Source organism: Virgibacillus aidingensis, assembly GCF_010994035.1.
GTDB lineage: Bacteria > Bacillota > Bacilli > Bacillales > Amphibacillaceae > Virgibacillus_N.
Genome location: NZ_WIXN01000006.1, coordinates 22,080 through 47,920, shown reverse-complemented (window position 1 = coordinate 47,920; position 25,841 = coordinate 22,080). Strand labels below are relative to the sequence as shown.

Annotated in this window: 26 protein-coding genes and 1 tRNA gene; 23 read left to right on the top strand and 4 right to left on the bottom strand. The window is 42.0% G+C overall.

From position 1 onward, the window contains the following. Positions 1 to 13 precede the first annotated feature (13 nt). The 18 genes from GHD25_RS06650 (at position 14) to GHD25_RS06565 (ending at position 19,196) form a co-directional block, all read left to right on the top strand. Entirely contained in the window at positions 14 to 1,333 is a 1,320-nt protein-coding gene (locus GHD25_RS06650; protein WP_164215607.1) for a hemolysin family protein, read from the top strand. A gap of 213 nt (positions 1,334 to 1,546) precedes the next feature. Further along, positions 1,547 to 2,422 (top strand): sporulation peptidase YabG, encoded by an 876-nt coding sequence (gene yabG / locus GHD25_RS06645; protein ID WP_164215606.1) that lies wholly within the window; start codon positions 1,547 to 1,549, stop codon positions 2,420 to 2,422. A gap of 234 nt (positions 2,423 to 2,656) precedes the next feature. After that, positions 2,657 to 2,923: a biofilm formation stimulator Veg gene (veg, locus tag GHD25_RS06640; protein ID WP_164215605.1), complete on the top strand. Its 267-nt coding sequence runs from the start codon at positions 2,657 to 2,659 to the stop codon at positions 2,921 to 2,923. 100 nt (positions 2,924 to 3,023) lie between these two features. Next, positions 3,024 to 3,371 carry an SCP2 sterol-binding domain-containing protein gene (locus GHD25_RS06635; protein ID WP_164215604.1) on the top strand — a complete coding sequence of 116 codons (348 nt, stop codon included), beginning with the start codon at positions 3,024 to 3,026 and terminating at the stop codon, positions 3,369 to 3,371. Positions 3,372 to 3,466: 95 nt separating this feature from the next. Continuing rightward, positions 3,467 to 3,649: a small, acid-soluble spore protein, alpha/beta type gene (locus tag GHD25_RS06630; protein WP_164215603.1), complete on the top strand. Its 183-nt coding sequence runs from the start codon at positions 3,467 to 3,469 to the stop codon at positions 3,647 to 3,649. Positions 3,650 to 3,876: 227 nt separating this feature from the next. Then, the gene (gene ispE, locus GHD25_RS06625) at positions 3,877 to 4,728 is read left to right on the top strand and encodes a 4-(cytidine 5'-diphospho)-2-C-methyl-D-erythritol kinase (protein WP_164215751.1); all 852 of its coding nucleotides are present in this window, start codon (positions 3,877 to 3,879) and stop codon (positions 4,726 to 4,728) included. 65 nt (positions 4,729 to 4,793) lie between these two features. Beyond that, positions 4,794 to 5,618, top strand: a complete 825-nt coding sequence (gene purR / locus GHD25_RS06620; protein WP_164215602.1) for a pur operon repressor — start codon at positions 4,794 to 4,796, stop codon at positions 5,616 to 5,618. Between the two features lie 170 nt (positions 5,619 to 5,788). Next, positions 5,789 to 6,076: a septation regulator SpoVG gene (gene spoVG, locus GHD25_RS06615; protein WP_164215601.1), complete on the top strand. Its 288-nt coding sequence runs from the start codon at positions 5,789 to 5,791 to the stop codon at positions 6,074 to 6,076. Between the two features lie 532 nt (positions 6,077 to 6,608). Beyond that, complete coding sequence (gene glmU, locus GHD25_RS06610) at positions 6,609 to 7,988, top strand: bifunctional UDP-N-acetylglucosamine diphosphorylase/glucosamine-1-phosphate N-acetyltransferase GlmU (protein ID WP_164215600.1); 1,380 nt, start codon at positions 6,609 to 6,611, stop codon at positions 7,986 to 7,988. A gap of 15 nt (positions 7,989 to 8,003) precedes the next feature. After that, positions 8,004 to 8,957 carry a ribose-phosphate diphosphokinase gene (locus GHD25_RS06605; RefSeq protein ID WP_164215599.1) on the top strand — a complete coding sequence of 318 codons (954 nt, stop codon included), beginning with the start codon at positions 8,004 to 8,006 and terminating at the stop codon, positions 8,955 to 8,957. A 112-nt stretch (positions 8,958 to 9,069) separates the two neighbouring features. Next, positions 9,070 to 9,708, top strand: a complete 639-nt coding sequence (locus GHD25_RS06600; RefSeq protein ID WP_164215598.1) for a 50S ribosomal protein L25/general stress protein Ctc — start codon at positions 9,070 to 9,072, stop codon at positions 9,706 to 9,708. An 81-nt stretch (positions 9,709 to 9,789) separates the two neighbouring features. Then, positions 9,790 to 10,350, top strand: coding sequence for an aminoacyl-tRNA hydrolase (gene pth / locus GHD25_RS06595; protein WP_164215597.1), 561 nt, complete (start codon positions 9,790 to 9,792; stop codon positions 10,348 to 10,350). Between the two features lie 291 nt (positions 10,351 to 10,641). Continuing rightward, a complete protein-coding gene (locus GHD25_RS06590) occupies positions 10,642 to 10,872 on the top strand; it encodes an anti-sigma-F factor Fin family protein (protein ID WP_164215596.1) in 231 nt (76 codons plus the stop codon). A gap of 80 nt (positions 10,873 to 10,952) precedes the next feature. Continuing rightward, positions 10,953 to 14,474 (top strand): transcription-repair coupling factor, encoded by a 3,522-nt coding sequence (gene mfd / locus GHD25_RS06585; RefSeq protein WP_164215595.1) that lies wholly within the window; start codon positions 10,953 to 10,955, stop codon positions 14,472 to 14,474. Between the two features lie 233 nt (positions 14,475 to 14,707). Then, complete coding sequence (spoVT, locus tag GHD25_RS06580; RefSeq protein ID WP_164215594.1) at positions 14,708 to 15,244, top strand: stage V sporulation protein T; 537 nt, start codon at positions 14,708 to 14,710, stop codon at positions 15,242 to 15,244. A gap of 640 nt (positions 15,245 to 15,884) precedes the next feature. Continuing rightward, a complete protein-coding gene (locus GHD25_RS06575; RefSeq protein ID WP_164215593.1) occupies positions 15,885 to 17,501 on the top strand; it encodes a putative polysaccharide biosynthesis protein in 1,617 nt (538 codons plus the stop codon). Next, entirely contained in the window at positions 17,488 to 18,933 is a 1,446-nt protein-coding gene (yabN, locus tag GHD25_RS06570) for a bifunctional methyltransferase/pyrophosphohydrolase YabN (protein ID WP_164215592.1), read from the top strand. The genes GHD25_RS06575 and yabN overlap by 14 nt, the downstream gene beginning before the upstream one ends. 5 nt (positions 18,934 to 18,938) lie before the next feature. Further along, positions 18,939 to 19,196 carry an RNA-binding S4 domain-containing protein gene (locus GHD25_RS06565; protein ID WP_164215591.1) on the top strand — a complete coding sequence of 86 codons (258 nt, stop codon included), beginning with the start codon at positions 18,939 to 18,941 and terminating at the stop codon, positions 19,194 to 19,196. A gap of 167 nt (positions 19,197 to 19,363) precedes the next feature. Here GHD25_RS06565 and GHD25_RS06560 read toward each other — a convergent pair whose 3' ends face one another. Continuing rightward, positions 19,364 to 20,770: a sodium/glutamate symporter gene (locus GHD25_RS06560; protein ID WP_164215590.1), complete on the bottom strand. Its 1,407-nt coding sequence runs from the start codon at positions 20,768 to 20,770 to the stop codon at positions 19,364 to 19,366. 185 nt (positions 20,771 to 20,955) lie between these two features. Here GHD25_RS06560 and GHD25_RS06555 point away from each other — a divergent pair, with 185 nt between their 5' ends. From GHD25_RS06555 to GHD25_RS06535, 5 genes are all read left to right on the top strand, one after another. Next, complete coding sequence (locus GHD25_RS06555) at positions 20,956 to 21,246, top strand: hypothetical protein (protein ID WP_164215589.1); 291 nt, start codon at positions 20,956 to 20,958, stop codon at positions 21,244 to 21,246. Between the two features lie 268 nt (positions 21,247 to 21,514). Continuing rightward, a complete protein-coding gene (yabP, locus tag GHD25_RS06550; RefSeq protein ID WP_164215588.1) occupies positions 21,515 to 21,817 on the top strand; it encodes a sporulation protein YabP in 303 nt (100 codons plus the stop codon). After that, positions 21,814 to 22,413: a spore cortex biosynthesis protein YabQ gene (yabQ, locus tag GHD25_RS06545; RefSeq protein ID WP_164215587.1), complete on the top strand. Its 600-nt coding sequence runs from the start codon at positions 21,814 to 21,816 to the stop codon at positions 22,411 to 22,413. The genes yabP and yabQ overlap by 4 nt, the downstream gene beginning before the upstream one ends. Positions 22,414 to 22,418: 5 nt before the next feature. Next, positions 22,419 to 22,799 carry an FtsB family cell division protein gene (locus GHD25_RS06540; RefSeq protein ID WP_164215586.1) on the top strand — a complete coding sequence of 127 codons (381 nt, stop codon included), beginning with the start codon at positions 22,419 to 22,421 and terminating at the stop codon, positions 22,797 to 22,799. Between the two features lie 70 nt (positions 22,800 to 22,869). Next, positions 22,870 to 23,253, top strand: coding sequence for a S1 domain-containing RNA-binding protein (locus GHD25_RS06535; protein WP_164215585.1), 384 nt, complete (start codon positions 22,870 to 22,872; stop codon positions 23,251 to 23,253). 98 nt (positions 23,254 to 23,351) lie between these two features. Here the strand turns inward: GHD25_RS06535 and GHD25_RS06530 are convergent. The 3 genes from GHD25_RS06530 to GHD25_RS06520 all read right to left on the bottom strand — a co-directional run bounded on the left by GHD25_RS06530 (position 23,352) and on the right by GHD25_RS06520 (position 25,580). Further along, positions 23,352 to 23,425 (bottom strand) — tRNA-Met (locus GHD25_RS06530). A 177-nt stretch (positions 23,426 to 23,602) separates the two neighbouring features. After that, positions 23,603 to 25,147, bottom strand: a complete 1,545-nt coding sequence (locus GHD25_RS06525; protein WP_164215584.1) for a DHA2 family efflux MFS transporter permease subunit — start codon at positions 25,145 to 25,147, stop codon at positions 23,603 to 23,605. Further along, complete coding sequence (locus tag GHD25_RS06520; protein WP_164215583.1) at positions 25,128 to 25,580, bottom strand: MarR family winged helix-turn-helix transcriptional regulator; 453 nt, start codon at positions 25,578 to 25,580, stop codon at positions 25,128 to 25,130. The genes GHD25_RS06525 and GHD25_RS06520 overlap by 20 nt, the downstream gene beginning before the upstream one ends. Positions 25,581 to 25,841 lie beyond the last annotated feature (261 nt).

Sequence of the window (25,841 nt, the reverse complement as noted above, 5' to 3'; positions counted from 1 at the left end):
GGTGAAAATTCTTTTGGACAGTATATGGGCTTCTATTGTAATTGTATTAATACTCATTGTAGCTAATGGTATTTTTGCCATGACAGAAATTGCTATTGTGACATCGAAAAAGGGCAGACTGGAGAAATTGCGGAATGAAGGAAACACTAATGCAGCATATGCATTAAACTTAGCGGAGAATCCGAACCAGTTATTATCAACCATCCAGATCGGAATTACGCTGATTGGAGTAGTTACAGGAGCATTTGGGGGTGCAGCAATAGCCGGCCAGCTGGCTGTTTATGTAGGGCAGGTTGAATTGCTTGCTCCATTCAGTTATGAGCTGAGTCTTATCCTTGTTGTTGGACTTACTACTTATTTATCTTTAATTATAGGTGAGCTGGTACCTAAACGGATCGGTATGGACAATCCGGAAAAAATGGCTTGTAAAGTAGCAAAACCGATGTACTTTTTTTCAAAGATCGGACGTCCTGTTATTTGGATCTTAAGCAAATCTACTGAATTTGTATTAAAAATATTAGGGGTAAAGCCAACAGAAGAACCGGAGGTAACGGAAGAAGAAATTTCCCAATTAATTGCACAAGGGGTTCACAGCGGGGCTGTGGAAGAAATTGAACAGGATATAGTGGAACAAATTTTTTATCTCGGAGATAAACGTCTCAGTGATATCCTAACCCCCCGCACCCAGCTTGTTTGGATCGATATGGAAGACACCTATGAAGATAATATGAAATTAATAAATGAAAGTCCTTACTCTAAATATCCGGTTGGTGAAGGGAGTCTGGATAACTTTAAAGGAATCATTCGCACAAAAAATCTTATATCAAAACTTGCAGCAGGAGAGAAAATTACTTTAGGCGATTACATTGAAGACACCCTTATACTGCCGGAACCAATGCATGTGTTTAATGCTTTGGAAACATTAAAAAAGTTTGAACGGCATGAGGCTATGGTGATTGATGAATACGGAGGAATTGAAGGACTTGTGACCGTTCATGATATTATGGAAAATATCGTTGGGGAAATGCCGGAGAAAGATGATGAAGAAGATCCGCAAATTATAAAAAGAAATGAGCATTCCTGGTTAGCAGATGGTCTTGTTTCCATGGAAAGTTTTACAAGATATTTTGAGTTGGAAGATATAATCATTCTTAATGACAGTAGAAACTTTCATACTTTAGGAGGGTTTATTACCAATAGAATTGGGGACATTCCGAAAGTCAGAGATACGGTTGAAGTAGGAGATATACAACTTGAAGTAATTGACATGGACCGTGTCCGGGTAGATAAAGTATTAATTTCGAGGAAAGAGATTGAGGAAGCAGGAGATTAAACAGGTGGTCCTCTGGTCATCTTTTTAAGCACATCAAGCAATTTCTAATTATTTGTACCGCGAAGAAAAAAGCTTCACAAGTCGGACTGGATATTTTTTTGCTCAAAATTTAATTGCTTTTTGTTTCCCCGCACGGGCGGGCGTTTATCCTCATAGTCTATACTAGGAAAGCTTCCATTCTAAGTGGAAAGCGGTGAGGTGTGGGGTGAATTTATGCGGTTTAATAAAGGTGATTTAGTTACACGGATATCTTACAATCATGATCTGCTTTTTCGGATTGCCTCCATCAGGGAGAAAACGGTTCAATTATTTGGCGAGGATTTGCGGCTGGAAGCTGACGCGCCAATAGATGATATTGTTATGGTTAAATCACGGGATCTGGAAAAAAGGAGGAAAAAGGGCAAGGAACAGGAGGATTTCTCCTACCGTTTATTTCGTCAGGATTATCAGTTGATGAAAGAGAAACGGGAATACCAGTCCACTGAAGGCTATTACTATGAAGCTCAGTATTTTCAGCTTCCCGCAAAGGTGCTGCACCTCGATGGAGATCAGATGTATTTGAGGAAATGCATCGAACTTTACCGGCGGGTGGGGCTTCAAGTGCATGGCGTACATGTAAATGAAAAAGAGATGCCTGTAAAGATCGGTGAGCTGGTCAGAAAAATCCAGCCGGATATTATTGTCATTACAGGCCATGACGCTTTTTCAAAAAATAAAGGGCAAAAAAACGATCTTCGGGCATACAGACACTCCCGTTATTTTGCGGAAACTGTCAGGGAAGCGAGGAATATTACGCCTGATCTTGATCAGCTCATTATTTTTGCGGGGGCATGCCAGTCGCATTTTGAATCCCTAATAAGAGCCGGAGCCAACTTTGCAAGCTCCCCTTTGAGAATTAATATACATGCATTGGATCCGGTTTATATAGCTGCAAAGATCGCGTATACGTCTTTCATGGATAAAGTAGGCGTCAGAGATGCACTGAGAAATACACTTACCGGTGATAAAGGGATGGGTGGAGTGGAGACAAGAGGACTGCTCCGGACCGGCATGCCATATCTTGAGAGCGGCTCAAATGATAATCAGTAGATAAGAAAGCTCCTCACGCTTTCTTATCTGCAAGTCTCCAATACATCAACTTTTATAACAATTTCCTTATTTTTTATTAAAATTAGTACATAAAATGTTAACATTTACAAATAATACGGTAAATAGACAAAAAAAAAACGGTTGACATGAAATTTATAACCCTGTTATAATATATTGTTTTATTTGACTTTAATACAAGCGTGTGATACACTGAATGAAGTGAGGTGGAGTGTAGTGGCTAAGACGTTAAGCGAAATTAAGCAAGGTCTTGAAGGGCACGTTGGACAGCGTTTGAGGCTGAAGGCCAATGGCGGCAGAAGGAAAACGATCGAGCGTTCAGGTGTACTTGCGGAAACATATCCTTCCGTATTCATTGTGGAACTCGATCAGGAAGAAAATGCTTTTGAGCGGGTCTCTTACAGCTATGCGGACATACTGACAGAAACGGTCGAACTGAGCTTTACGGACGAAGGAACAATAGCAACCATCTTAAAACAGTAAACATTCCTTTTGTTTACTGTTTTCGTTTTTTTATGGACCTTATTTATGCAGTTTTTCTGCTTTGAAATAACAGAATATTGGGATGACCAGGGGGTTTATGATGGAGAATAAAAATGTGGAAGAGATTTGGGGAGAAATTGAAGCGAAATTACTGGAAAAAAGCACACCTTATGAAAAAGTAAATGCTGTATTCCAATTTGAGTTAACCGATGCAGAAGATGGCATTTATCAGCTTGAATTATCGGATGGTTCAGCTGCTGTATATTACGATGCAAATAAAAAGGCGGATTGCACGTTGAAAATGAAGGAAAAGTACTTCAGGAAGTTTCTGCAAGGGGATTTAAACAGTACTGCCGCTTTTATGTCAGGGAAGCTGAAAGTGAACGGCAATATCGGTCTGGCACTGAAGCTGGAAAGCATGCTGACGCAATATGATTTTGCAAAATAAATCCTTTTTTGTATACATATAACTGGTGTGAAATAAACGCAGCTGCATATTCTAAAAATGTCGTAACAATTCCATACGGAAAGGGGTAGTTCTTCATGGCTAGACGAAAAGGAATTATGTCAGACCATTTGAAAGAAGAAATTGCCAAGGAGTTAGGATTTTACGACACAGTGCAGCAGGAAGGCTGGGGAGGCATTAAAGCACGTGATGCCGGGAACATGGTCAAACGGGCCATCGAAATGGCAGAACAAAGTGCAGGGCAAAAAGGCAAATCCTAACGGGTTTGCCTTTTCCCCTTTCCATACGGTTTTCTTAGGCGGATCTGTCCTATGATGAGTGGGGTTAAGACTTATTACTGGTTGGCAGCAGCATATTTTCAGGGCGGACAACCAGTCGCGACTTATTTTTATTTGTGTTACAATTTGTTTATCTTTTGACGTTAGCTCTCACATCTTATGAATTTCTGCCAGAAGAAGTTCACTCCTGATAAAAGAAGGTGAAGAGAATGATTATTTATGAAAAAGCACCTGCCAAATTGAATTTATCCCTGGATGTCATCAGCAAACGGGAGGATGGCTATCATAATGTGGAAATGGTAATGACAACCATTGATCTGTCAGACAGGGTTGCTATTCATGAACTGGACGAGAACAGAATAGAAATTTCTTTGGAGAGCAGATATGTGCCGAGCGATGAACGGAATTTGGCATATAAAGCAGCAAGGCTTTTTAAGGAAGTTTACAACATAGCAAAAGGTGTCCATATTGATATAGAGAAAAGTATTCCCGTTTCTGCAGGGCTTGGCGGAGGAAGTGCAGATGCCGCTGCTGTGCTGCGCGGTTTAAACAGATTATGGTCTTTACATATTCCAGTGCAGGAATTGGCGGAGGTTGGCGCGCGTATTGGTTCTGATGTGCCCTTTTGCGTTTTTGGCCATACAGGCGTAGCAACCGGACGGGGGGAAATTGTCAACAGACTTCCTGCACCTCCGTCTTGCTGGGTTGTATTGGCAAAACCGGATATAGGGGTCTCTTCCGGTACGATATTTGAACAAATCAACCTTGAAAAGCTGATTCATCCGGAAACAGGGAGAGTCATCGATGCTTTGCATGAAAATGACTACCCCAAGCTTTGCCATTCTATTGGAAACGCTTTGGAAGAGGTGACGTGCAGCGCCTATCCGGAGGTAAAGCGGATTAAAAATAAAATGGCACAGTCCGGGGCTGAAGGTGTGTTAATGAGCGGGAGCGGCCCGACGGTGTATGGCCTGGTAAAGCATGAGAGTAAAGCACAGCGGATTTATAACAGCATGAAAGGCTTTTGCAAAGAAGTATATTATGTACGGTTAATTGGTTAATTGTTGCCTAAAAACATATATTAATGATATATTTATATAAAATCATTCGGTTTTGAGGTGCAAAAATGAAAAGAAGCAATCGATTGGTCGTATTGACAAACTATTTTCTTGATAACCCAAGAAAACATACGCAATTGCCTTATTTCGTAGACCGTTTAAATACAACGAAAGCCTCGGTAAGTGAGGATTTGGATATCATCCATCATGTTTTTCAAAGCGAAGGTCTCGGTTACTTAAAAAGGACAACCGGGGCTGCAGGCGGTGTGAGATTTATCCCGGAAAATTCCGAAACACTGAGTACATCCTTTATTGAAAAGCTTTGCAGTAAACTGGAGGACGCCGAGCGGATCCTTCCCGGCGGGTATTTATATATGAGCGACTTGCTTGGTGATCCGAAAACGGTAAGGGAAATAGGCCGTGTTTTTGCATCTGCCTTTTCCGATAAGGATATTGATGTGGTTGTCACAGTAGCAACAAAAGGAATTCCGCTAGCCCACGCAACGGCATCATTTTTGGATGTTCCCGTTGTTATCGTACGAAGGGATCCAAAAGTAACGGAAGGTTCTTCTGTCAGCATTAATTATGTTTCCGGCTCTTCACGCAAGATCCAGACCATGGTTTTGCCGAAGCGGAGTTTACAAGAAGGAGCCAATGTCTGTATTATAGATGACTTTATGAAGGCGGGGGGAACCATCACGGGAATGATTAATCTTCTGGGTGAGTTCGAAGCTAATGTAAAAGCAATCGGGGTGCTTGCCGAAGCAGACGATGAAGAAGAAGAACGGGTAGTGGACGATTATACTTCCCTTGTAAAAATCACCGATGTGGACATTAAGAAGAGAAACATTCATGTACAGCCCGGCAATATGCAGACCGATCAAGTAAAATAAGGATTTTTGCCTGTATCCGGGACAGACATTTTACAAGTTTTCCATATGTTTCAAACTGTGCTATTGCTTGCAGATTCATAAATTTTTATTTTTTTTGATTTTTTAGCAGGATTTTTTCAACTTTTGTTGAACTAGTTTAGTAAGCAAAAGGGAAAAGGTGGTGAAACATCATGGAAGTGACTGACGTTCGATTACGCCGCGTAAATACAGATGGGAGAATGCGTGCTATAGCTTCAATCACGTTAGATGAAGAATTTGTAGTCCATGATATCCGCGTGATTGATGGGAATAACGGACTTTTTGTTGCAATGCCTTCCAAAAGGACTCCGGATGGAGAGTTTAGGGATATTGCACACCCGATCAATTCCGGTACACGTGCTAAAATACAGGAAGCCGTGCTGGGAGAGTTTCGTCGTGTAGGTGAGGAAATGGAATACGAGGAAGCGGGTGCTTCATAATACTTACACGTTGGGAAAGAAAAGTTTCAGCTGAAAATTCAGGTCCTAAGATAAGCAGTACAAGCGCAAAGTTACGTTCCCTGATGCAAACTTATACATTGATGCAGCAAGGAACTGCTTTGCAGCTCTCCCGCCTTTGGGAAAGCAGCATAAATTCACGAAAAATATGAATGTGCTTCCATGGGTGGCGAGTGAATAAGCGTTTTTCTGAAGAAAACAACTAGAGGTCTAATCTGCGACAGGTTAGCCTTCTTTTTTTTGGGAAAAATAACGTGGTGGCAGTTTATTTTTGTTTCCCCATTGAAAATGAATACGGATAATTTTAGTTGGATTGTATTTTCTTACTTGCTCTACCTCGATTCTGCTGCTTTTTAACTACCTTTAAGGTGGTATACCTGATAAAGCCAAAAAACTGTTCCCATATTTCATAAGGCGGGATGAAACAGAAGTACCGTCCCGGTGTTTCACCTTGAAATAAGCTGCTTTTTAGGATAAATTAGTAATGGGAAAAAGAAATAATGGAGGTTTCCATATGGCAAAACGATATGCTGTCATTTTAGCAGCGGGAAAAGGGACCAGAATGAAGTCAAAGCTGTATAAAGTGCTTCATCCGGTCATGGATCGACCAATGGTACAGCACGTTATTGACCAAGTGAAAACGGTACAATTGGATGAATTGGTTACAATTGTCGGTTTTGGTGCGGAAAAGGTAGAGGAACATATTGGCAATGAAAGTAAATTTGTTATACAGGAAGAACAGCTGGGCACGGGCCATGCCGTCATGCAGGCGGGGGAGCTGTTAAAAGATAAAGAAGGAACAACCATCGTCGTTTGCGGTGATACACCGTTAATAACAGGTGAAACCTATCAGAAATTATTTGAGCACCATGAAAAAACAAATGCCAAAGCGACAGTGCTGACAGCAAGCGCTCCGGATCCGGCCGGTTATGGAAGGATTATCCGCAATAAAGACAATGAAGTCGAGCGTATTGTAGAACATAAAGATGCCAATGAAGAGGAACGCTCCATTGATGAAATTAATACAGGTACATATTGCTTTGATAATAGGGCGCTATTTCAGGCCCTCCAGCATGTATCCAATGATAATGCACAAGGGGAGTATTATTTGCCTGATATCATCGGAATCATGCGCAGACAGGGGGAAAAGGCAAGTGCTTTTCTGACAGATGATTTTAATGAAACAATAGGCATCAATGATCGTGCAGCATTGGCCGAGGCAACGCAGATTCTAAAACGGAGAATCAATGAGCAGCATATGCGGAATGGGGTAAGCATTATCGACCCTGAAAACACGTATATTCATCCGGATGTTAAAATAGAGCCTGATGCCGTGATTCACCCGGGTACGATCATCAAAGGCGAATCGTTTATCGAAGCAGATGCAGAAATTGGCCCGCATAGCGAAATTACCAATTGCCATATCGGGGAAGAAACGATTATCAGACAAAGTGTGGCCGCCGACAGTAAAATCGGAAAAAGAGTGAATATTGGTCCATACGCACATATTCGCCCGGAATCCATTATCAGCAATGAGGCGAAGGTCGGTAATTTTGTGGAGGTAAAGAAAACAAAGCTGGGAGAAGGCAGCAAGGTATCCCATTTAAGTTATATGGGTGATGCCGATGTGGGGAGCAATGTGAACATAGGTTGTGGTACAATAACAGTGAACTATGACGGAACAAAAAAACATTTAACTACGATTGAAGACGATGCGTTTATCGGCTGCAATTCAAACCTTATTGCACCCGTCACCGTGGGACAGGGTTCCTATGTAGCAGCAGGGTCAACGATTACAAAAGATGTACCGGGGGACGCCCTGGCCGTAGCAAGAGCAAGGCAATCAAATAAAGAAGGATATGCAGCAAGACTCAAAAACAGACAAAAAAGTTAACGGAGGGTTCTTTTCATGGCATCCACGTACAAGGATTCATCATTAAAAGTATTTACATTAAATTCAAATCGGGAGCTGGCAGAGGACATTGCAAACCATATTGGCACGAATCTCGGGAAATGTTCCGTGAATCGGTTCAGTGACGGAGAAATTCAAATCAACATTGAAGAAAGTGTACGGGGCTGTGATGTATATGTGGTTCAATCAACCTGCTCTCCGGTAAATGAACATATTATGGAACTGGTGATTATGATTGATGCATTAAAACGCGCATCCGCCAGGTCCATCAACATTGTTATGCCGTACTACGGTTACGCCAGACAGGATAGAAAAGCACGATCACGGGAACCGATTACTGCCAAGCTGGTTGCGGATCTGCTTGAGACAGCAGGCGCCAGCAGAGTAATCACACTGGATCTGCATGCACCGCAAATCCAGGGTTTCTTTAATGTACCAATTGATCATCTTCAGGGGGTACCAATACTGTCCGATTATTTTGAAGCAAAAGCGCTGGAAGACATTATAGTTGTCTCCCCGGATCACGGCGGGGTGACCAGAGCCAGAAAAATGGCGGACCGCCTGAATGCACCGATTGGTATTATAGATAAGCGCCGCCCGGAACCAAATGTGGCGGAAGTCATGAATATCGTAGGAAACATCGAAGGAAAAACAGCCATTCTCGTGGATGATATCATCGATACGGCTGGTACCATTTCGCTCGCGGCAAATGCGTTAGTGGAAAATGGGGCGAAAGAGGTGTATGCTTGCTGTACACACCCTGTTTTGTCCGGGCCGGCAATTGACCGTATAAATGAATCAGAAATTAAGGAACTGGTAATTACAAACTCCATTCCGCTTCCGGAGGATAAACATATTGAAAAGATCACCCCGCTATCTGTAGCGCCATTGATCGGAGAAGCCATTATACGTGTGCATGAACTTCAATCTGTCAGTATTCTGTTTGATTAGTATAGTTTAAAAACAGGCAGAAACGGGAAATATCCAACGTATATGTTTTGTGACCGAATAAATTTTAAAACACAGTGCTAAATAAAGATATAACTTTTGGAGGATGATAAGTATGGCAGTCAAGCTAAAAGCCGATAGAAGAGAAGATTTAACGAAATCAGCGACAAAGGAAGCACGAAATAAAGGGCGTTTGCCTGCAGTTCTTTATGGGAAGGGCAAAGAACCTAAAACGATTTCCCTGGACAGCATTGAACTGGTTAAAACTGTCCGTGACGAGGGCAGAAACGCTATTATTTCCCTTGATATCGAGGGAGAAAGTCCGGTAGATGTGATGCTGCATGAGTACCAGATGGATCCGATTAAAGAAGAATTGATTCATGCAGACTTTTATATTGTTGACATGTCCGAAGAAATGGATGTGGAAGTTTCCCTGAGACTGGATGGCGAAGCTGAGGGCGTTCGTGACGGCGGTGTACTGCAGCAGCCATTGTATGTATTGCAGGTACGTGCTAAACCACGTGAAATCCCTGAAGAAATTGCTGTAGACATATCCGAATTGAAAGTAGGGGACAGTATTACAGTTGCTGATCTTAAAACTTCAGACACCTACGAAGTTCTTGATGACCCTGAAACAACCATTGCTACTATTTTAGCCCCGGATACAGTGGAAGATATAGAAGAATCAGCGGATGAGAATCAGGAGCCGGAGCTGGTCGGCGCAGAAGAAGATACGGACGAAGAAAATAAATAATGCAACCCATAAACTGCCTTTTCTTTATACACATTGAAAAGGCAGTGTATTCCTTCATTATCATAAAAAAGGAAGAAAAATATGAAATGTATCGTTGGGCTGGGGAATCCCGGCAGAAAATATAAGGACACCCGGCACAATGTCGGGTTTATGGTGATTGAGGAATTGCGAAAACGCCATAAATGGAAGCTGAATCAATCAAAATTTAATGGGAAATATACTATGGAAATACTTGACGGGCAAAAAGTGATTTTACTGCAGCCTCAAACCTATATGAACTTATCCGGAGAAGCAATCAGGCCATTAATGAATTATTTTGACATTGATTTGGATGATCTGATTGTTATTTATGATGACCTGGATCTGCCTGTCGGAAAAATACGGCTGCGGCAAAAGGGCGGTCATGGCGGACATAACGGCATACGTTCCACGATAGACCATTTGGGGACAAAGGAATTTAAACGGATTCGGATTGGTGTAGGAAGACCGGTTGACCAAATGCCGGTTATCAATTATGTCCTGGGGAAATTCCCCAAGGAAGAGCAGGACAGTGTATCCTCCAGTATCAACTTGGCGGCCGATGCCTGTGAGGCATGGATAACAAAGCCATATTCCGAAGTAATGAATGAGTATAATCGCTGATCAAGCTGTATAAAGTTGATTTTCCCTGCATGTTTTAACCCCAATATAAATAAACTAGTTCCAATGAAAGTAGAAAAGTGCAATAGCTTTGCTTACTGACTGACCGGAGCTGCAGCTTTGCCATGATACCGGAATAATATAGGATATATCCCCGCCGGACGGTCAGGCGTATATTCATGCTGCGCCGGCAGGAGGACAGTATCCTGCCACACTTCTTTTCTGTATAAGTTAGCGCCTTTTCGGATACACTTTTAACGAAGCTTATTCGTTTATCCGAGGGGGGTAATAAGCATGTCCATCGTCTATACATGCAGGCATTGCAGTCAGGAAATTGGAAAGCTGGAGGAAAAATTCATTGACTCCTCTGTACTTGGTTTACAGCAATTAACGAAAGAAGAAAAAGAAGATATGATACATTATGCGGAAAATGGCGATATGCTTATTCAGGCGATCTGCGAAAGCTGTGAAGAATCGTTAAGCCAGCACCCGCACTATCATGAACTTGATTATTTCATTCAATAAAATAACTTGGACAGAGAAGCTTTGGCAATCACCAAAGCATTTTGCGCTTTTCAGAGCGCAGCAAGCGGAGGTTAAAGAAATTGAAAGGTATTCATCAGTATTTACAATCGAAAGAAGACATCCAGGCTATTATTAATGGTGTTACCAGCGGCATGGAAGAACAATTGGTTGCAGGTCTTTCCGGATCTGCAAGAGGTCTGCTTGTATCTTTAATCCATGAATCTGCGGAAAGGCCGATACTGTTAGTCACCCACCAATTGGTTCAGGCGCAGCAGCTTTATGACGACTTGAGTGAATTTATGGATGAGGGATCCGTTCACCTATATCCCGTCAATGAATTGATCGCCTCAGAAATAGCCTTTGCCAGCCCTGAGCTGAGAAGTCAGCGCATCGAATCATTAAGCTCCTGGGCGCATAAAAAGTCAGGTGTGCTTATTGCTCCTGCGGCTGCTTTAAAACGAATGCTCCCTCCGCCCGGCTATTGGAGCAAATATCAGCTATTTTTCAAACTTGGAGAGGAAATCAATGTAGATGGTTATTTGGCCGATTTGGTAGATATGGGATATGAAAGGGCCCCGATGGTCACGAAACCCGGGGAGTTTAGTTTGCGCGGCGGTATTATCGATATTTATCCAATTACAGAAAAACACCCGATACGTATAGAGCTCTTTGATGAAGAGATTGACTCTATACGCTATTTTGATGCAGAAAATCAGCGTTCTTTACAAAAGTTAAATGAAATAACCGTAGGACCTGCAACTGAACTGCTGTTGACAAAAGAAGATATATTATCAGGCGGGGAACGCCTGGAGGAAGCTTTGGGCAAGTCATTAAAGAAAATGAAATCGGACGAGGCAAAGGAGCAGCTCATTGAAGTCATAGAGCATGACATTGAGCGTTTAAAAAACCTCGAACATTTTCAGGAAATGTATAAGTATATCGGCTATCTCTATGAAAAGCCTGCTAGTTTATTAGATTACTTGCCTGCAAACGGTTTAATGATTTTTGATGAAATGAGCCGGATTCAGGAAACAGCGGCCAATCTGGATGTGGAAGAAGGGGAATGGTACAGCAGTCTGTTGGAATCCAATCAAATGGTGCGTAACAGCAGATTTTCTTTTGACTGGGAGACGGTGTGGGATAACATTGATGCCCAACGCATTTATTTGTCAGTTTTCCTGCGCCATATACCAAATACACAGCCGCAAAATATTGTTAATTTATCTACACGCGCCATGCAGGAATTCCATGGACAAATGAATTTACTGAAAAATGAAATCACCAGATGGGATAAAGGAGATTTTTCTGTTATTGTGCTTGTGCCAAATGCCAAGCGGGCAGAAAAAGTCCAGTCCATTTTTGCGGATTATGATATAGAAGCTGTCGTAGCGGAAAATCCGGAATTGCCTGTGAGAATACCAACAATTACGGTTGGAAACATTTCAAGCGGGCTGGAATTTCCCATGCATAAGCTCGTAATTATTACGGAAAATGAATTATTTAAAAAGCGCACGAAACGCCCGAGAAAGCAGCAAAAAATTTCAAATGCAGAGCGGATTAAAAGCTATCAGGAATTGAAAATCGGGGATTATGTTGTCCATGCAAGTCATGGTGTGGGTAAATATATCGGAATAGAAACATTGGAAGTCAATGATCTGCATAAAGACTATATGCTGATTAAATATTCGGGTGATGACAAGCTTTACGTTCCCATTGATCAGATTGACCAGGTGCAGAAGTTTGTTGCTTCCGAGGGAAAAGAACCAAGGCTGCATAAATTGGGCGGAACAGAATGGACGAAGGTGAAACGCAAGGTACAATCTTCCGTGGAGGATATTGCAGATGATTTAATCAAGCTGTACGCGGAAAGGGAAGCAAGGGAGGGGTATGCTTTTTCCGAGGATACCGAGATGCAGCGCGAATTTGAAGCGTCGTTTCCTTATCAGGAAACGGAAGATCAACTGCGCTGTATTGAAGAAATTAAAAGAGATATGGAAAAACCACGGCCGATGGATCGCCTGCTTTGCGGAGATGTCGGCTATGGAAAGACAGAGGTGGCTATCCGGGCAGCATTTAAAGCGATTGCTGATGGAAAACAGGTTGCCTTTTTGGTCCCGACTACCATTCTGGCACAGCAGCATTTTGAGACAATCCGCGAACGATTTCAGGATCATGCCATAAATATCGGTATGTTAAGTCGATTCCGCACGAGAAAACAGCAGAAAGAAACGATTAATGGGCTGAAAAAAGGAACTATAGATGTTGTCGTCGGCACACATCGTATTTTATCAAAGGATATAGAGTACAAGGACCTGGGTCTTTTGGTTGTGGACGAAGAGCAGCGTTTCGGGGTAAAGCATAAGGAAAAAATCAAACAGATGAAAACAAATGTAGATGTTTTGACACTGACGGCTACGCCGATACCGAGAACATTGCATATGTCCATGCTTGGTGTACGCGATCTTTCTGTCATTGAAACCCCGCCGGAAAACCGCTTTCCTATCCAAACGTATGTAATGGAACAGAATCCGGTGTTTATCAGAGAGGCTATCGAACGGGAAATGTCCCGGGGCGGTCAGGTATTTTTCCTGTATAACCGGGTGGAAAATATAGATAAAATTGCCCGGGATCTCAGTACACTTGTTGACGCAAGAATTGCCGTGGCGCACGGTCAAATGAATGAAACAGAACTGGAAAACGTGATTTTTTCCTTTTTGGAAGGGGAATATGACGTACTTGTCAGCACAACGATAATTGAAACCGGGGTGGATATCCCGAATGTAAATACATTGATCGTCAATGATGCGGACCGGATGGGATTAAGTCAGCTTTATCAGCTCAGGGGCCGTGTCGGACGCTCCAACCGGGTGGCTTATGCCTATTTCACCTATCAGAAGGATAAAGTGCTTACAGAAGTGGCTGAAAAACGGCTGCAGGCAATTAAGGAATTTACGGAGCTTGGTTCCGGCTTTAAAATTGCCATGCGTGACTTATCCATCCGGGGGACAGGGAATATTCTCGGTTCCCAGCAGCACGGTTTTATCGATTCCGTCGGATTTGATATGTATTCCCAGATGCTCAAGGAAGCCATTGAATCACGTAAAAAAGGAAAGGAAATAGAAGATACCACGCCATTTGAACCGGAGCTTAACCTGAAAGTGGATGCCTATATACCGGATACTTACATTAAAGATGGCAAGCAAAAAATTGATATTTATAAACAGTTTCAAGCGATTAGTTCTCCTGAAGATATTACTGAATTAAAGGATGAATTGATTGATCGTTTCGGTGACTTTCCAAAAGAAGTGGAGAATTTATTTACCGTAAGCTCGTTAAAAATGTACGCCAAACGGGAGAAAGTCGAAGCTATTTTGGAAAAAAGCAATAAGATTGAAATGTTCATTGAGGAAAACCGCAGCCAGCAGGTGGACGGCTCCAAGTTATTTGAACTGGCAAATAACTTTGGCCGGGAAGTGCAGCTTGGTACGCAAAATAATAAATTAAAAATTGTTTTTAAATCGTCCATAAAAACAAAACCAAAGAGATACGAAATTACGGAACAACTTATCGATCAATTGGCAAATGTGGATAGAGGCGCGTGAATCTTCCTCATCCAAATATAATATTTGGAGAAAAGTTCCCCTTAACTTATTAAAAATCAGGCAGGAATGTATAGTTCTTCCAAGATGATTCATACTAAAACCACAGCAGGTGATTTTTTTCTTGGAAAACCCGGCTTCCTGTAGCCTTTTATACAGGAAGACCTCGTTGCAAAAAGAAATTCAAAATGAAATCACTAAAGATATTCATCTCAGGAAAGGGGAACTGCTAACGAATGAAAGCAACAGGAATAGTACGCCGCATTGATGATTTAGGCAGAGTAGTTGTTCCTAAAGAAATCAGAAGAACATTAAGAATACGTGAAGGAGATCCGTTGGAGATTTTTGTAGACAGAGAAGGCGAGGTTATTTTAAAAAAATATTCTCCGATAAATGAATTGGGACATTTTGCGCAGGAATATGCAGAGGCCTTGTTTGATTCCCTGCAATCGCCTGTTGCAATCTGTGACAGGGATGAAATCATTGCCATCAGCGGAGAATCGAAAAAGGATTACTTAAAAAAGCCAATTGGGTCACAACTGGCAAAAACAATGGAAAACCGCATGCAAATTTTTGAAAAAGAATCGGAAACACTGGAAATCACCGTTGGAAATAATGCAGAGATTAAATCATACTGCATCAGCCCGATCATCGCTAATGGAGATGCGATAGGGTGTGTCATGATTTTTTCCAAGGAGGATGGGAAAATAGGCGAAGTAGAACAAAAATCAGTGGAAACCGCAGCAGGATTTCTGGCTAAACAGATGGAATAAATGGTTAACTTCTGTAAACCCTTAATTGTGAAATTCTCATTTATACAGGAGACTGAGACAGAACTCTATGTAAGCATTGAAAAGACGAACAATCTACCATAATAGCTCCGGAAATATACGTAGACTCCAGCGGGAGCAAAGGCATCGGTAAGACCCCTAAAGACGAGTCAGCACGAGGAGGCTTACCAGCCGCCCGCGGCAAAGAAGACACCGAGAAAACGACCAAAGGGAGTTTGAACGGATGTCGCACTTGTGCCAATGGTGAAAGCGAAGTATATTTACGGAGCGGGTTTTATGCACAGAATATAAGGATGTTCGGATTTCTGTTTACTATAATTGTTTTGTCCCAGCCACTTCCAAAAGAGCAAAAACCTACAATTGTTGGTTTTTGCTCTTTGTATTAAGTCTCGTTTTAAGTAAATTTCTTATATAAGTTGATATATGTAATGTTAAACAGATCAGTATCTGACTTTGCTCCCAATGTGCACATATGCGGGCACAATTATTGGTGCAAAATCCGGGATGTTTAATAAGATGTGGAGTCGAGAGCATTACAATAAACAAAGCTCTTTCTCCGTATGCTATAATAAGGGGACATTTGTCGTACGAAAAAAATGCAGTTACTTTAAGGACGGTACACATGCCCCGGAATGAATCAAAAAAATTAGTCAAAGGTGCCCTGCTCCTGACATTGGCAGGGGTGATCAGTAAAATATTAAGTGCAGGATACCGGATCCCGCTGCAAAACCTGACAGGCGATATCGGGTTTTATATTTATCAGCAGGCTTATCCGATTCTGGCTATTGCAATGACCCTGGCACTTTACAGTTTTCCATCAGCGATATCCAACATGGCAATGGAGATAAAAGCCACGGGCCAATCGCTTACTATTAAAAGTTTTTATGGCCCCGTTTTTATGGTTATCGCCGGAATATGCACCCCCATGTTTATTTTTCTGCTGTTGAATGCAGAACCTTTAGCTTTGTTTGTTGGCGATGAAAACTTGGCTGGAATATATCAATTAAGTGCATTTATTTTTTTACTGGTCCCCTTTACAGCCTTACTAAGAGGGTTTTTCCAGGGAAATATTGTAATGACACCAACTGCCTGCTCGCAGATAGGTGAACAGATCATCCGGGTCTCGATTATTATTGCTGCAGCTGTATGGGTTTTCAGAACAGGGTCGGATATATATCATGTTGGCCGGGCGGCTGCAATCGCTTCTATATTTGGAGCATTAGCCGCTATTTTGATTTTGGGTTTATTTTTACTCCGTTATCACAGGAAAAGTCTTTCCAGGCGCGTAACAACAAAGGCAGACGCCATTCCATGGAATTATTATGTAACGACATTGCTTATACTGGGGCTTGTCGCATCATTAAACCATATGGTGCTGATTATTATTCAGTTTGCAGATACATTTACACTCATCCCCGGGTTAATGGACCACGGTTTAACGGCACGTGAAGCCATGGAAGCAAAAGGAGTGTTTGACAGGGGACAGCCAATGATTCAGCTTGGCACCGTTCTGGGTTCTTCTTTTGCGTTGGCGCTGCTTCCTTCTGTGACAAAACAAAAATGGAGAGAGCACCCGCGAACCTTTTATTCCAACATACAGGCTGCATTATTATTCAGTTTTTATTTGGCTGCCGGTGCGACGATCGGGTTAATTTTACTGTTTCCGGAAGCAAACACGCTATTATTCCAGAACGATAAAGGAACCGCAGATCTGCAAATTCTTGTTTTATCGATATTCCTCAGTTCTCTTGCGATGACGGGAGCTGCAATTCTTCAAGGATTGGAGTACAGGAAACGGACTGCGGGCTTTATCCTCATTGCTTTTTTTACAAAATGGAGTGCTAATCAGATCCTCGTTCCCTTGTGGGGTGTTACCGGAAGTGCAATTGCTACTGTTTTGAGTCTGTTTGTACTTTGCGTGCTTGTTCTGGCGGAATTAAAAAGGAAACTGCCGGAGCTGCGTTTTTTCAAAAGAATGAACTGGCGTGCTTTTGTTAAAGCTGGAGCTGTATTGGTGCTATTTGTTCTGGCAATGGATCTGATATTCCCGGAGCAGGCTGCTGCTTCACGCGTATATCTATTATTCTATTGTGTGTTTGTTTCCGGTATAGGCGGAATCCTTTATATCTATTTGTTAGTAAGATGGCAGGCTTTTCAAGAAGAAGAGCTTCGCATGCTGCCGATGAGCTCTTTATTTTTAAAAATTTACCACAGGAGGTGGCCGAATGGGAAAAATTGAAGTTATCGGCCTTGGGGCAGGGGATCTGGATCAATTGCCGCTTGGGTTATATAAAAAGTTAACAAAATCCGAAAACAACATTTATACAAGGACTATGGAGCATCCTGTCATACAATCTCTGCAGGAAGAATCGGTCGCGTTTGAGGCATTTGACAGTTTTTATGAAGAAGAAAAAGAATTTGATCAAGTCTATAAACGTATTGTAAAAGCTTTGCTTGAAAAAGCGGAAAAGGAATCCATTATTTACACAGTCCCGGGACATCCGATGCTCGCCGAAAAAACAGTCCAATTATTACTGGAGCAAAAGGAAGCAAAAGTAGAGATTGCCGGCGGGCGAAGCTATCTGGATGATTTATTTGCAGCATTAAAAATAGATCCGATTGACGGCTTTCAGTTTGTGGATGGTACCTCTTTTGACCGCAGCCAGCTGAACTACAGACAGCACCTTATTTTCTGCCAGGTATACGACCGGTTTATCGCATCTGAGGTGAAACTGGCGCTTTTGGAGGATTTGCCTCCGGATTATGCAGTAACAGTAGTGGAATCGGCAGGAGGCCATGGAGAGTCCCTTAGACAAGTGCCATTGGAGGAATTGGACCGCAGTTTGGAAATGAGTAATTTAACCAGTGTATATGTTCCACCTGCACCTGCATCCATGCTAAACCATACCTTTCACAGGCTAAGGGAAATTATCGCCGTATTAAGGGGGCCAAATGGCTGTCCATGGGATCGGAAACAAACCCATGAATCACTGAGACCTTACGCGATTGAAGAGGTATATGAGCTGATTGATGCCATCGATCAGCAGGACGATGAGAATATCATTGAAGAGCTGGGAGATGTCCTTCTGCAGGTTATGCTGCACAGTCAAATTGGCGAAGACAATGGGTATTTTCAGGTGGATGATGTTATCCGTTCCATTACAGACAAAATGATCCATCGCCACCCCCATGTTTTTGGCAATCAAGAGGCGGAAACTGTTGAGGAAGTATATAAAAACTGGGATGAGTTAAAGAAAGAGGAAAAGGGAAAGCAGCCGGCTTCTGTGCTGGATGGCATTCCAGGAGAACTTCCATCCCTCGCCAAAGCATATAAGCTGCAGCATAAAGCGGCCAAAGTCGGTTTTCAATGGGAGGATGTCAGCGGTGTCTGGGACAAGCTGGATGAAGAACTGCTTGAAGTAAAGGAAGCAATTGAAACAGAAGATTCTCAGGAAATCGAGAAGGAACTGGGGGATGTCCTATTTGTGATTGCGAACCTGGCAAGGTATTATAAAGTCAATCCGGAAATGGCACTGAACCGGTCAAACAGGAAATTCCTGTCAAGGTTTACCTATATTGAGGAACAGCTGAAAAAACAGCAAAAAGATATAAATCAGACATCACTGGAAGAAATGGATAATTTGTGGGATCAGGCAAAGGGAAAGGAGTAATAACTATGCGTCTGGATAAATTTTTAAAAATATCCCGGTTAATTAAACGGCGGACTTTGGCCAAAGAAGTAGCCGATCAGGGAAGAATTACGATAAACGGCAATAAGGCAAAGGCGTCATCTGCTGTTACCCCTGGCGATGAGCTCGTCATTAAGTTTGGTCAAAAACTCGTTACACTCCGGGTGAATGATCTCAGAGAAAATGTAAAAAAGGACGAGGCACAATCACTGTATACCGTGTTAAAAGAGGAAAAGGCAACATAGGACGTTCTCCCGTTGCAAAAGTGTTTTGTATAGTATTATCAGCTGCTGCAGTTTTCACGCTGCCAGTAAAAACGCCTCTGAATGAATGCTATTTTTTTGAGTATGCCAATTAGAGGTGTTTTACTGTTTCATTTAATAAGGCCGGTCAATTCCTCCCACTATGCCACTCACACTTTTTTCCTGCCAAAGTAAAACAGCCCGGTGAACAAACCAATTAAACACATAATGACCGAGAAAATTAGAAATGGTATGGCTCCAAATTGGAAAATGAGCGGGATCGACAGCGCAGTGACGAGTCCCCCGCCGAGAAATGGCTCATACGCCAATTGCTTATAGCCAAATGCTTCAAAAGCAGGCGATGTATTATCCGGATCGGCAGCACGCATTAATAACAGCCCGGTTGCCGTCACACCCATAGACTGTCCGAAATCTCCGATGCCGCGTTCAAACCAGTAAGACGGAATGAAACGGGGGGCAAAGATGAGAAAGCCCAGGATATTCCAGGTAATGCCGGCAGCCGCCAGCAATAAGAACGGGACAAGGTTTTCACCGATTACATCGACAGAAACCGTCCCGATCGCACTGAGTATTAAAATATCGAGTGCAAAGCCCTGAATCCGGTTCATCATGTTTCGGTCAACAATCTCCTGTTTATCTACCTTGCTGAAGAACAATTGCAAAATAATCCCGCCAATCATGGCAAGTGGAAAGAGCGGTATATATGTCATAAAATCAGAACCGGCAATCAGTACGCTTTCAAGCCAAATCAACGTTTCCAAAATAACAAAACCGATGAGAATGGCAATGCCGACGATGGCAAAATGAAATGATAGCGGTTCGATCGATTCAGGCCGAACAGTCATTTTTGCTGCAGGCTCCCGATTTTCAAATTCGACAATCCCCTGTCTGCGCAGGGAGCTGAAACCTTTTGTGTCCTTGATTACTTTCGTTTTACCCCTTCTAACGGCCCAGTTAATTAAAATAATACCAGTAATAACCCCGGTAAGAATTCCGATTGTTGCCAGGCCGATGGAAAGGTCATAGCCTTCGGGGAAGCCAATTTCCTCAAAAGAGCCCTGAAGTCCTGCAGCAGTACCATGCCCGCCTTCAAAGGCAATTTCAATTAATGTCCCGGCAACCGGCGGCATGCCAAATACTGGACCCAGGACCAGAATAGCTAGAATGATACCAATAACATATTGCCCCCAGCCAATTGTCCAGCCAAACGCAAATTGCGGGCCGCCAATATTCCATAAACGTTTGAGTCCCGGAACGGCAACCCCTAAAAATAAAGTGGCAAAAACAACATTAATCATCAATCCGGGCAGTTCTGCCCATACATTAACGGTCGCCTCCGGCAAGAGCCCATTTGTCCAAAAGGATTCCTCGCTGACAAACTGCCCCAGGATATTTCCTAATACTTGCGGGCCAAGGAGCAAGGCTAAAAATCCGGCGATAACAGACGAAGGAATAAATAAGGATTGGAGCCATTTTACACGGATACGAATCCATTTACTGATAAATAAAAACAGACCTAAGTATAATAATGCAAAACCAATCTGATCTGGCGTCATGATGTGAAAGCCCCCTCCTTTATTACAGTAAATACTCAGATGAATTGTTCCCTTGTTCCTTTTATTCCAAACCAGGCAATTTAACTTAAATGAAATGTATAACTATATTTTTATATTTTTCTGGACTTTGCCTAATTCTGTGCTAGAATGACTGTAAGTTTTGAATTTAAAGGAGGAAATAAACATTGTCAAAACAGTTGAAAATTATTTGGCTGTTAGTGGTATCAGCCGCAATAGCAGGAATAGCCGGCGAACCGCTATCCAGATTATTGCATGGTTTATTTGACGGTGGATTTATTTTCTTTGTAAACATCATGGCTGTTATATGTGTCTCGTTCTTTGTAGTTGCTTTGGGATTAAGTCTCTATTATGTCAACCAGCAAAAGATCAGCGAAAAACAGTTTGCCTTTTTCTTTGTAGCTACTTTCATCCTCGGCGGCATGACGCTGTTCTGGATTGTCTTTGTCCTGCTTTAACTGAAACAGAGGGAAGGCTGTCCACGGACTGCACCTGAGTGCCCTCCCAACGTAATGATCTGCTCCAAGTGCTGAATACTCATGTACCCCGGCAGGAATAGCGTGAACAACAGGGAGGGAATTGCTGAGTAAACTTCATTTTCTTATTCTTTTCCCGGTGCTGGAACTACTCTATTTTTCCTCTTCCGGTTTTCCTCATTTTCCTATCAAAAAAGTTCTAACCTTGTCCCTCCTTTCATAAAGTAATAATGATAAGGAGGGCTTTTCCATGAATTATTATGAAAATCGTGAAAGTATAAATCGTGTGCAAACAGATCATTACGTGAAAATCAATAATCGGAAAAATCTTGAAATCAGCGGGGTCAAAGAAGTAGACAGCTTTGATAATGAGGAATTCCTACTGGAAACGGTGATGGGTTATTTAATTGTCAGAGGTCAAAATCTGCAGCTTAAAAATCTGGATGTCGGTGAAGGAAATGTAGTCATTAAAGGAAAAATTTACGAGCTTTCCTATGTGGATGAACATCAGCAGGAGAAAGCTAAAGGATTCTTTAGCAAGCTATTCAGATGACATTGAGTACGCAGTTTATTACGATGATTGCTATGACATCAGGCGGTTTTTATTTGGGCATGGTGCTTGATACCTTCCGGCGGTTTGCCTCAAGCTGGAAGAATAGGATCATCCTTTCCTATGTCATGGAGACAAGCTTTTGGCTGACACAGGTTACCATTTTATTTTACGTTCTTTTCCGGGTGAATGGGGGAGAACTGAGGTTATATATTTTCTTGGCCTGTCTGCTTGGATTTTCTATCTATCAGGTCTTTGCTGCCAGACTGTATAAAAGTTTGCTGGATAGAATGATTTTAATAATAAAAGCGGTATATCGATTTATGAAGCGGGTTGTTCACTTCATTGTCATCAATCCGGTAAAATGGCTCCTTCTGCTTATCATTTCTATTATTACAGGTTTTTTTAAGGTCATTATTTCGGTTCTTCTATTTCTTTTTCGCATTATTGCTGCTCCGATAAAATGGGTTTTCCAGGGCTTCTATCATCTGCTTCCAACGCGTTTTAAAATATTTTTACACAAAATTGCAGGATTTTATAGTACAATGAAGAATATATGTATTAAGGTATGGAAATATGTGAAGTCCTGGAGGAGGTAGAAGCTGTGTCTGAGAGAAAAAAAACAGTAACGAAACTGGACTCAAACTACATGAAACAGTATGATGCACACGTAGAAAGACAAAAACGGAAAAAGCAGCGGCTGGTTCGCCGGCTTGTTTTATTTTCTATTATTGCAGTCATTACCATCGGGAGTATGGCTTCCTACCATATGAAACAGCGTGCGTTACATACGGAGAAAGAAGAACAGTATGAACAGCTTCAGGAAGAGCTTGCAGTTTTGCAAAAAGAAGAGGACAATATGAAGGAAGAGATTAATTTGCTGAAAAATGAAGACTATGTATTGGAGATTGCAAGAACAAATTATTTTTTCTCCAAAGAGGGTGAATTAATATTTAAGCTACCTGAAGAAGACCCGTCTTATTGACACACTTTTGATTGCTTAGCTATAATATAATAGAAATGTATTTAAAACTTTAAGGAGGAGCATTTTTTTTATGTCAATCGAAGTAGGCAGCAAGCTGCAGGGAAAGGTAACGGGTATCACTAATTTTGGAGCTTTTGTGGAGCTTGAGGAAGGAAAGACCGGCCTCGTGCATATTAGTGAAGTTGCCGACAACTATGTAAAAGACATTAATGATCATCTGACTGTTGGTGATGAAGTGACAGTGAAGGTCATTAATGTTGAAAAAGATGGTAAAATCGGATTGTCCATTAAAAAAGCAAAGGATAGACCGAAGCGACAAAGAGATCATCGTGAGCGTACAGAATCATTTGAAGCGAAAATGAACCGTTTTCTGAAAGATTCTGATGAACGTCTAGCCTCTTTGAAAAAGCATACGGAATCCAAGCGCGGAGGTCGAGGTGCTAAAAGAGGATAGCAGTTTGCTGTCTATAGATAATGCTCTATTCATATAAAAAGCAGGTGTCCCCGCGTTGGAGACACCTGCTTTTTTGTGTTTGTATAAAAAACATGGAATAGCGGCGGAGGGGATCGAACCCCCGACCTTACGGGTATGAACCGTACGCTCTCGCCAGCTGAGCTACACCGCCATATGGATAATTTTTTTGCCATTTTCATGACGTTGGGACGAGCATTTAGCACGTTTTCGGGAAACCGTCCCATGTTACGCACAAGAGATATCATACAACAGAGGTTGCTTTTTTGTCAATATGAAAAGCTTGGCTTCTGCATCAAATTTCTTAAGGGAGAGAAGCCAAGCTCATTGTTTAATAATCCGGTGCACTTTTCTGTCCCCTTAACTTGCCGCGGGGAGTAGGATAATGCCCTCTTACCATATCTTCTTCCTCTTTTTCAGGCGGTCTGACCTGCTTGATAAAGAAGGACAGCACAAAGGCCAGGACAGCGAGTAAAGTGGATACCAAAAATGCGTCATTAATTCCTTCAATGGTTGCCAGGTTCTCAATAATGGTCAGCTGCTCATTGGATACGTTCCCGCCTGATGGCATTAACTCCGCGGTATACTTTGCTGCCTGGGCACTCATTACGGTTACTAAAAAGGCTGTGCCGATGGAGCCGGACATTTGTCTTAACGTGTTGGCCATGGCTGTACCATGGGAATATAACCGTTTAGGCAGCTGATTTAATCCTGCTGTCATAATAGGCATCATGATCATGGAAATTCCGACCATTCGCAAGCTATAAGCAATCATCATATAGTAATAGCCGGTGTCATCTGTCAACCCAGCAAACATATACGTCGTTACAGCTGTAATGCCTAAACCGACCAGTGCAAGCGGACGGGCGCCAATATGGTCAAACAGTCTTCCGGTTATGGGTGACATCAGCGCAGATAAAATGGCACCCGGCAGTAACAGCAAACCAGATTCCAGCGGGGAGAATCCTCGCACATTTTGCAGATAGATAGGAATTAAAATCATCGCTGCAAACATGGCCATTGTCACTATTACACTGATGATCGTTGTTAATGTAAACATGTTATACTTGAAAACCCGAAACTCCAGCATTGGTGTTTTCAAGCGAAGCTGACGTCTGACAAAGAAAACCATCACAATGCCGCCAATACCTAATGGAATAAGGACTAATGGAGAACTCCATCCCATTTCCCCGGCACTGCTGAAACCATAAAGCAATCCTCCAAAAGCCAAAGAAGAAAGTACGATAGATAGATAATCTACTTTCGGCTTGGACAGTCTTGTCACATTGCGCAGCAGAAAATAGGCAAGTATAATATCTATAATCGCGATGGGAAGTACGATAAAAAACAGTACCCGCCATGAAAAAGATTGGACAATAATCCCTGAAAGGGTTGGACCAATGGCAGGAGCAAACATCATTGCCAGCCCGATCCATCCCATGGCAGTTCCCCGTTTTTCAATCGGGAATAAACTTAATATGACGTTCATTAATAATGGCATCATTATTCCTGCACCTGCTGCCTGCACAATCCTTCCGGTAAGAAGCAAAGGAAAAGAAAAAGAAATCCCGCAAATGAGTGTTCCTAATGCAAACAGGGACATGGCTGTCAAAAATAGCTGTCTTGTTGTAAACTTTTCCATTAAAAAAGCGGTTATTGGGATTAAAATTCCATTAACCAGCATAAAAATAGTTGTTAACGATTGTGCTGCATTGGCTGACATACCCAAGTCTACAATCATTACCGGCAAAGCTATATTTAATAATGTCTGGTTTAATATAGCAACAAAAGCCCCCATAACCATCACAAAGATGATAGGTACTCTTGGTATTTTGCTAGTATCAATAACTGCACTTCTATCCTTCAATTTCGTCATCTCCATCCAGTGTAATCTTTTCGGCTATCTGATCATGAAGATGAAGCAAGTTTTGAACATCCTCTTCACTTAATTCAAGGAGGGGTTCCATGCGTTTATGAAACATAGCATGACCTTCCTTTTCTTTTTCCTCACCCAGCGCTGTCAGTTGAAGCACCACAGCCCTTCTGTCGGTTTTTGATTTTTCCCTTTTTACGAGTCTTGCTTTCACCAGCCGTTCCACTACGCTGCTGGCAGTGCTTTTACTCATTTCCATTTTATCAGTAAGTTCAAGCAGGCTGATATCCGGGAATTCCGATATAGTTTTAAGAAATCTCAGCTGCACGACGGTAATACCCAGTTCATCGGCATGGTGCCACATTTGTCTATAAAAGTATTTATTTACTTTTCGAAAGGAACTAAGAATGTTACTGATTTTTTCACTTTGATCCACTATTATTCTCCTTATTCAAAAAATAGTTCGCACACGAACAATTCGACAACAGAAATATATTATAAAGGATGATGAAGTAATTGGCAAGTGTCTGATTCGAAAAGTCTGCTGCTGGCGGTTTTACCCTGTTTTGGCAGATACAGGGTTTATTCCTTTCCTGCTGATTTTCTTATAAATCATTTTATTGTCACCGTGTTTCGGCAGAACAACATGTTATTCGGCAAACTTTCTTTTTAAATAAAAAAAAGCCATACAGGATGG